The sequence below is a fragment of the Acinetobacter sp. 809848 genome, assembly GCF_000581275.1.
Taxonomy (GTDB): Bacteria; Pseudomonadota; Gammaproteobacteria; order Pseudomonadales; family Moraxellaceae; genus Acinetobacter; species Acinetobacter pittii.
On sequence record NZ_JEXG01000002.1, the window covers coordinates 158,398 to 166,407 of the forward strand.

Here is an 8,010-nt window from a genome sequence, read left to right on the forward strand (position 1 = left end):
GAACTCCTGATTAAGGTTAGCCGTTGGGACTCAAATTCATTTAAGGGGTTAAATCAAAGGGTTGCTCTGCTTTAATTGGATAAGCAACACCATTTTCCATATAAGGTTTAAATTTCGCACCGCGAACAGCACGGACTACTTTGTCATCTAGACTTGAAATACCACTACTTCTAGTCACTCGCACATTAATAATTTTGCCTTTTTCATCGGCTTCAATGAGTACCATGACAGAGCGTGCTTCGCCTTGTAAATCTTTTGAAGAAACTGTTAAACGTGGTGAGCGGCTCCACTGTACACCCGAACCACCAATTGAAACGCGTTTCGGTGATGGATCTGGGGCAGGTTGAGCTTTAGGCGCTTCTTGTACCACTGGTTTTGGTTTTTCAACAACTTTCTCAGTAACTGTTGTCGTCGTTGTCACCACTTTGGTTTCAACTTTAGGTTCTGTCTTTACTGTTTCTTTTGGTGTTTCAGCCTTTTTCACCTGTTGAATTTTTTCCACTTTTTTAGGTGGTGTCACAGGCTTTTCAACAACTTTAACTTCTTTTACCTCTTTCTTAGGTTCCGGCTTTTTAGGTGGTTCCTTCGGTTTAGGAGGCAGTGGTTTTGGTTGCTCTTGAATTTTTACGAAACGTACCTGTAAAGGCTTCTTCTCGATTGGCTTTAATTCAGCAGGCTTAATATGGCTGACCGCCCATAAGACCCCGATATGACCAATTGCAACCGCAATTAGTGCCGTGATGACTTTCTTTTTCATCGGATTGGGAGAGTTTAAGGCTGCGGAAGATTGACTCATAAGAATCTAATTACCTAATGGATGATGATTTCAGCTTTCTATTTGTAGAAACGATTTCAAACATCGGATAGAACAATAAAGTGCCACAATAATAAATGAGAAGTGTTTTCATTTGCAACTATTTTTTGAGAAAAACATTTGCTCAATATCACTAATTTGTATCAGTTGAGTGTCTTTGCTTTTGTTTTCTCATAGTTACATGAATGCATATCTCTTGTTCACAAAATGTTTAATCTAACTTATATAGCTAGGCTAATTTCACTATGAAGAGATCGAATCCTACCATAAATTCATTCAATTTTGTTATGTTATATCATTTCAATATTTTTTTTTAATATAAAAAAAACACGCATGAAGCGTGCTTTTTTAAAATAAGCGTTATTTAAAAAACAACCGTCTTGTTACCATCAACAATAATACGGTCTTCTAAATGCCATTTTACTGCTCGAGCCAATACATTACGCTCAACATCTTCACCTAGCTCACGTAATTGCTCAACATTATAGTCATGGCTTACACGCTCAACATCTTGCTCAATAATTGGGCCTTGGTCTAGATCAGCCGTCACATAGTGAGCTGTCGCACCAATCAACTTCACACCTTTTTCATAAGCTTGCTTGTATGGATTAGCACCCACGAAAGCTGGCAAGAAAGAATGGTGGATATTGATGATTTTCATTTCCCATTTCGCAACAAAATCTTCGCTTAAAATCTGCATGTAACGTGCAAGAACCAATAAATCATTGCCCTGCATCATTTCATCAATTTGTGCATAAGCTTCAGCTTTATTGTCTTTAGTTACTTTAATTACAGTAAATGGAATACCGAAGTTCTCAACGGATTCACGTAAATCTTCGTGGTTAGAAATCACGTGTGTAATTTCACAAGGTAACGACCCACGTGCATGACGCCACAATAACTCAAGTAAAGCATGGTCGACTTTAGAAACTAAAATACCAACCTTTTTAATTTCGTTTACGAAAGCAAGACGCCATTGCATGCCATAACGCTCAGCAACGTTGGCAGCAAATGTTTGAATTAATGCATCTTTACGTGACTGTAAATGGTCAAGTTCAAACTCAACACGCATGAAATAACGTCCACCCTGAGCTTCCGTCGCATACTGATCAAGCGCGGTAATGTTTGCACCTTGGTGGTACAAAAAGCTCGATACGGCCTGTACGATCCCAGGCTTGTCTTCACAAGTAATCAGTAAACGGGCTGTATTGGCAGTGGTCATATTCATTTGGTTAATATCACTTAATTGAGTCAAATTTTTAATAAGCCGAGTATTCTAGCGCTCTAAATAGGCAAGTACAACTATTCATCTTTTAACGATGACAAGCTGGCGAATAGATCAGAAGGCCCCAGTGAATCAAGCAACTGCTCGTAAGTTGCTCGGCTTTCCCCCATAAGATAAGGACCTTCAAGGAAAACCATTTGACGTAATGCCTGCCAAACCCATTTTTCTTCTAAGTGGTTATTGTCACTAATGTGACCAGACATATATAAAAAGTTTGTCCAGTTTGTTAATACAATCCATAAGTTAATAATGAGCGCTTCAATTTCAGATGGTGTCATTTTCATAAGGCCGGCATCGACAAAGGCTTGATAAATCTTTTGCCCCTGTTGCATGACCTGTCCCGCAAAACGAGGATAAATCTTTTTAAAGTCTTCGTTACTTTCAACTAAATGATAGACATCACGATGGATAAAACGGTAACTCCAAAGTTGACCACTTAATACCTGAAAATAGTTGATTTTATCATTGGTCGTTAATGGTCTGTCTTCAGGTAACGAAAGCATTTCCAAAGTCTCAACCTGATATTGGTACATTAATTCTTTAATAATTTCATGCTTATTCCGGAAATGGTAATACAAGTTTCCAGGACTAATACCTAACTCCGCCGCAATATGATTGGTTGTAACCGACCGTTCACCTCGCTCGTTAAAAAGCTGCAAACTGATTTGTAAAATCCGGTCTTTTGTCTTCAGAGCTTTAGGTAGAGACATTTTAATAACCTTTAATAATTCACATGGTTAAGACTTAAACACATAAACCGACTTGACTATTTAGAGTATTTACTCTAAAAAATAAGTATATCAGTATATTTGGTAAGTACCGATGAACAGTCAAACAAAAACAAATCCAGAGACTCAGCTTCCTTATGATGTTAAGCATTTACATGATTTGCTTGAACAACAAAAGCTCGCTTATTTACGTCATCCGGTACCCACTGCTAAAGAGCGTATTGATCGTTTAGCTCGTCTTAAAAGAGTCTTGGTAAAATATCAAGATCAGATTGCCGAAGCAATTAACCTTGATTATGGCAATCGTGCAGTTATGGAAACAAAAATTGGCGAACTACTCACGAGTTTGGAACAAATCAAATATTACAGTAAACATCTGACTGCATGGATGAAACCATCAAAGCGCCATATCAGTGTATTACATCAGCCAGCAAAAGGTTGGGTACAATATCAACCTATGGGTGTGATTGGTATTATTACACCATGGAATTACCCATTATTACTTTCGGTTGGACCTCTGATCTGTGCACTAGCTGCGGGCAACCATGCCATGATCAAAATTTCTAGTGCCTCACCAAACTTTGGCCGAGTCCTTGAAAGTGCATTGGCAGAAGCATTCCCACAAGAATTAGTTGCTGTGGTAAATGGTGGTGGCGTTATTTCAGATGCGTTTAGTCATTTGCCTTTTGACAAAATGATTTTCACAGGCTCAACTTCTGTTGGTAAAACAGTGATGGCAGCCGCAGCTCAAAACCTAGTTCCAGTAATTCTCGAGTTAGGCGGAAAGTCTCCTGCCCTTGTGCATGCATCTATGGATATGAAAGATGTTGCCCAACGTATTGCTGTAGGTAAATTGTGGAATGCAGGACAAACTTGTGTTGCACCAGATCATATTTTCTTACCACGAGGCAAAACTGCCGAGTTCATCGAAAACTTTAAATTGATTGTGGCAGGAATGTATCCTCATTTCAGAAACAACCAAGACTACACTTCTATTATTAATGATAAACAGTACAACCGCATTCAGGGTTATCTCGAAAATGCCCGTGATCAAGGCGCACGTATTGTTGAAATTAATCCGCAAAATGAAATTTTAGATGATGTCCGCAAAATTGCACCGACTTTAGTCACTGGCGTGACGACCGCAATGGATATTATGCAAAATGAAATCTTCGGGCCTATTCTACCGATTTTAGAATATGACCAAATAGAAGAAGTCATCGAATTCATTAATAGTCGTCCACGTCCTTTAGCGATGTATTATTTTGACTATGATCAAGCGCGTGCTGACTATATTGCACAGCACACCCATTCAGGGCATTTCGGAATTAACATGGTGATTACCCATGTTGCACAAGATGATTTACCGTTTGGCGGAATTGGCGCATCAGGTATGGGTAAATATCACGGACCAGAGGGCTTTTTTAGCCTTTCTCATGAGCGTTCGATGATGTCAAATCCAAAACTTTATAGCCTTAAATACATTCTTCCACCGTTCAATAAGCCTATTCATCGTTTCATTTCGAAAACCTTGTTGCGCTAACTGATCAAGGCATGATCTGTTATACTAAATCATGCCTCGTTTTTACCAATTTCGCTTGTCTTTTAATCGTATTTTTGGTATAAAACGCCCCTTGAATGAATTCATCCGTTTACATTTAGTATGACTGGCCACAGATTTGCTGTTGGCTGAATCAATGGAGTTACACCATGTCTAAGGTTTGCCAAGTTACCGGCAAGCGTCCAGTCGTTGGTAACAACGTCTCACACGCCAACAACAAAACCAAGCGCCGGTTCGAGCCGAACCTGCACCACCACCGTTTCTGGTTAGAAAGCGAAAAACGTTTTGTACGTCTTCGTTTAACCACTAAAGGTATGCGTATTATTGACAAATTGGGTATCGAAAAGGTTGTTGCAGACCTTCGTGCTCAAGGTCAAAAGATCTAAGGAGTCTGAGCAATGCGTGATAAGATTCGCCTCGTTTCTTCAGCTGGTACAGGTTACTTCTATACCACGACTAAAAACAAACGTACTATGCCGGAAAAAATGGAAATCAAAAAATTTGATCCAAAAATCCGTCAACACGTGATTTTCAAAGAAGCTAAAATCAAATAATTTTAGCCTCGAAAAAAAACGACTTCTTTATGAAGTCGTTTTTTTTGCATTTTTTTTATACCTACCTTTTTGTTAAACTTTCTCTACATTCCGCCTTGGCATTTTTTATGCTTGTTTTTAGCCTAACTCACGTAAAAGGAGTTTTTAGTGCCGCATGACGTAGATTTAATTATTTTACTTGCTGTTGGTTTCGGCGTTGCCCTCATTTTTGGCTACATTGCAGCCCGATTACGACTCCCCCCTCTTATCGGCTATTTAATTGCCGGAATTATTATTAGCCCAAATACACCCGGTATAGAAGCAGATATCCACCTTGCCAACCAGCTTGCAGAACTCGGGGTCATGTTCCTGATGTTTGGTGTAGGGATGCACTTTTCATTAAAAGACTTATTACTGGTTCGTCGTATTGCCTTGCCTGGCGCAATTTTACAAATCGCTGTTGCAACCTTACTTGGTATTGGCGTTTCAATGCTATGGGGATGGAGTTTCGGGTCTGCACTTGTTTTTGGCTTAAGTCTATCGTGTGCGAGTACAGTTGTATTATTAAAAGCATTAGGAGACCGAGGTCTTTTAGACTCAGTCAACGGCAAAATTGCTGTGGGTTGGTTGTTAGTCGAAGATTTAGTGATGGTGCTAGTTTTAGTGCTTCTTCCGGCTACAGCTGTTTTACTCGGTGGAAAAGCGCCAGCAGGTGCAGACGGTAATATCTGGTTAACCCTTGGAATCACCTTATTAAAGGTGATTGGCTTTATTGCCTTTATGCTCATTGTAGGCAAGCGCGTTGTACCTATTATTATGCAATTTGTTGCTCGTTTAGGGTCACGAGAGCTATTTACGCTGACTGTCGTCGCTGCTGCAGTTTCGATTGCCTACGGTTCTTATGCCATCTTTGGGGTTTCAATGGCTTTAGGCGCATTCTTTGCGGGTATGGTCGTTAAAGAATCAGACTTTAGCCATCGTGCAGAAGAAGAGACTCTCCCACTACGTGAAATTTTCTCGATTTTATTTTTCGTTTCTGTGGGTATGCTGTTTGATCCACATATTCTTGTTGAGAGTCCGCTCCATATTTTAGCTGTTATCGCGATTATTATGGTGGGTAAGACACTTGCTGCAATGGCATTGGTTTTATTCTTCCGCTATCCAATCAATACAGCTTTAACAGTCGGGGCAAGCCTTGCACAGATTGGTGAGTTTTCATTTATTTTAGCGACACTGGGTGTTTCTTTAGGCTTATTAAGCTTAGAAGCTCAGAATCTAATTCTAGCAGGCGCTTTATTTTCAATTACGCTTAACTCTTTCATCTTCTCAGCGATTGAACCTGTACAACGCTGGATTCGTGAACGCTCTCACTTAGCTCGACTGCTTGAACGTAGCGGTGACCCATTGGCAATGTTACCCGATGAAGTTGATCAAGCTTACTTACGTGATCAGGTCGTAATTGTGGGATATGGCGGTGTAGGACGACGCATTACTGAAAATTTAATTAATGAGAATATTAAGGTCGTTATTGCAGAAGAGAATCGTGAAATCGTAGAAAAACTACGTAACGCAAATATTGCTGCTGTGAGTGGTGTTGCTACTGAACCAAGTGTTTTAATTCAAGCACATATCATGCATGCACGACTCTTGGTAATCTCACCTATGGATATTTTAGATATTCACCGTATCGTGGCGATTGCCAAGCAATTAAATCCTCAGATTCAGGTATTAATTTGCGCAGAAAGCAAAGAAGAAGCAGCGGTTATCCGTGATGAAAATATTGGCGAAGTGTTCTATGCAAAAGAAGAAATGGCAAAGAATATGAGTCACCACATCTTAAATCAGATCGAGCTTGCTCATCAGTCAACAATTCATTAACCCATATAAAAAGCGTACTCAAGAGTACGCTTTTTTTAACTCAAGAATTTAGGCTGTTCGTCTAATACCTCAGCCTGCCACTCGTTTACCTGCTTTTCCAGCAGTCCAAATAATGCAGCCTGAATCATATGCTGAGCAACAACTGGAGTCTGCTCACCCAAGATTGCTTTGACTTCATCGCTAAATTGAATTTTAACCAAGGGTTCATTCTCAGAACCTGCATTACGCAAGGCGAGTTCGCCACCTTCGAGTTGAACTAATTCCAACACTGCTTCTTGATTTCCAAATAACTCTTTCAATTGCTGTATAGACATATACTTCCTCCATGTTTCAACATGGTGGCAAAGCACCCTTGCACTTTGCATCTCTTGTCTTATTTATATAGGCACACCTAGTCTAAATTTCAAGCATCTAGGCAGTTTAATTTTAGAACTCGACCATTTCGTTACGAAAACCATCAATTAAATGACTTAATTCTCGGTGCCATTCACGCAAGATTTTAACATCTGGCAACCAAGACTGAGGCCCTTGTGTCACTTTAATAATAAGGTTAGAAGAAGTTTCTTCTTCAGGAGTCGGTTCTTTTGGTTCTGGGGCGTATTGGCACATACGATAAGCTCGTTTTAACTCTGCAACAAAACCATCTTTTGCCAATTGCTGCAAAACGGACACTTCAGGGGAAACCTGTCCTTTTGCCGCCATATGTTCCTCAATAGATTTTAAGGTGGGTTGCAAATCATTTAAACGGTAATAACGTACCAATTCTTGTAAGAACGCTAACATTGCGCCATGTAAATGAAATACAGCTGCTTCACGGTAAGCTTGTACCTGCTGCACATGATCGGTCTGCTCTGCCTGTTGACACGCTAGACGTGCAAAATAGAGCTTCTGATTGGTACGATCGGCATGATAACGAGCAACACGTGACATAACTAAACTTTCCTGTTCTAAAATCGCCATTGCAATAGCTATTCTTAGCTTAACGACTCCATTGATAAAATCAACGTTATTTATGGTAAATCCAGCTCAACTTGATAAATTTTACGTTTAGCTAAAATTTTTACTGGCTGCCTTAAAGGGCGAATATTACTTAAAACCCAAGCAAAATAGCCTTCACTCCAAGCAGATGCACAGGCTAAATTGACCTCGTCATTTCGCCAAGTATGAACTGAGGTCGACATCAACTAAAGCGACAGCAACTCCTTCCTCTT

General features: G+C 39.9%; 9 protein-coding genes and 1 pseudogene. 4 read left to right on the plus strand and 6 right to left on the minus strand.

Translation table 11 applies throughout. The features are described from left to right. Positions 1 to 40: 40 nt before the first annotated feature. The 3 genes from J536_RS07145 to J536_RS0104230 form a co-directional block, all read right to left on the minus strand. The gene (locus tag J536_RS07145; RefSeq protein ID WP_016144264.1) at positions 41 to 796 is read right to left on the minus strand and encodes an energy transducer TonB; all 756 of its coding nucleotides are present in this window, start codon (positions 794 to 796) and stop codon (positions 41 to 43) included. 382 nt (positions 797 to 1,178) lie between these two features. Then, positions 1,179 to 2,042, minus strand: a complete 864-nt coding sequence (gene purU / locus J536_RS07150) for a formyltetrahydrofolate deformylase (RefSeq protein ID WP_005066088.1) — start codon at positions 2,040 to 2,042, stop codon at positions 1,179 to 1,181. A gap of 74 nt (positions 2,043 to 2,116) precedes the next feature. Beyond that, on the minus strand, positions 2,117 to 2,809 hold the full coding sequence (locus tag J536_RS0104230; protein ID WP_002114968.1) for a TetR/AcrR family transcriptional regulator: 693 nt from the start codon (positions 2,807 to 2,809) through the stop codon (positions 2,117 to 2,119). A 112-nt stretch (positions 2,810 to 2,921) separates the two neighbouring features. Here J536_RS0104230 and J536_RS07155 point away from each other — a divergent pair, with 112 nt between their 5' ends. The 4 genes from J536_RS07155 (at position 2,922) to J536_RS07170 (ending at position 6,799) form a co-directional block, all read left to right on the plus strand. After that, positions 2,922 to 4,370, plus strand: coding sequence for a coniferyl aldehyde dehydrogenase (locus tag J536_RS07155; RefSeq protein ID WP_017385706.1), 1,449 nt, complete (start codon positions 2,922 to 2,924; stop codon positions 4,368 to 4,370). A 167-nt stretch (positions 4,371 to 4,537) separates the two neighbouring features. Further along, the gene (gene rpmB / locus J536_RS07160; protein ID WP_000048256.1) at positions 4,538 to 4,774 is read left to right on the plus strand and encodes a 50S ribosomal protein L28; all 237 of its coding nucleotides are present in this window, start codon (positions 4,538 to 4,540) and stop codon (positions 4,772 to 4,774) included. Between the two features lie 12 nt (positions 4,775 to 4,786). Further along, on the plus strand, positions 4,787 to 4,942 hold the full coding sequence (gene rpmG, locus J536_RS07165; RefSeq protein ID WP_001205031.1) for a 50S ribosomal protein L33: 156 nt from the start codon (positions 4,787 to 4,789) through the stop codon (positions 4,940 to 4,942). A 147-nt stretch (positions 4,943 to 5,089) separates the two neighbouring features. Further along, positions 5,090 to 6,799, plus strand: coding sequence for a cation:proton antiporter (locus J536_RS07170; RefSeq protein ID WP_032005156.1), 1,710 nt, complete (start codon positions 5,090 to 5,092; stop codon positions 6,797 to 6,799). A gap of 35 nt (positions 6,800 to 6,834) precedes the next feature. On the opposite strand, the gene J536_RS07175 is transcribed toward J536_RS07170, so the two are convergent. The 3 genes and pseudogenes from J536_RS07175 to J536_RS07185 all read right to left on the minus strand — a co-directional run. Beyond that, entirely contained in the window at positions 6,835 to 7,113 is a 279-nt protein-coding gene (locus tag J536_RS07175; protein ID WP_002114792.1) for a hypothetical protein, read from the minus strand. A 112-nt stretch (positions 7,114 to 7,225) separates the two neighbouring features. Continuing rightward, entirely contained in the window at positions 7,226 to 7,729 is a 504-nt protein-coding gene (locus J536_RS07180) for a DUF6586 family protein (RefSeq protein ID WP_005066079.1), read from the minus strand. A gap of 80 nt (positions 7,730 to 7,809) precedes the next feature. Beyond that, positions 7,810 to 8,010 (minus strand): annotated as a pseudogene (locus tag J536_RS07185) (ASCH domain-containing protein); the annotation flags it as partial.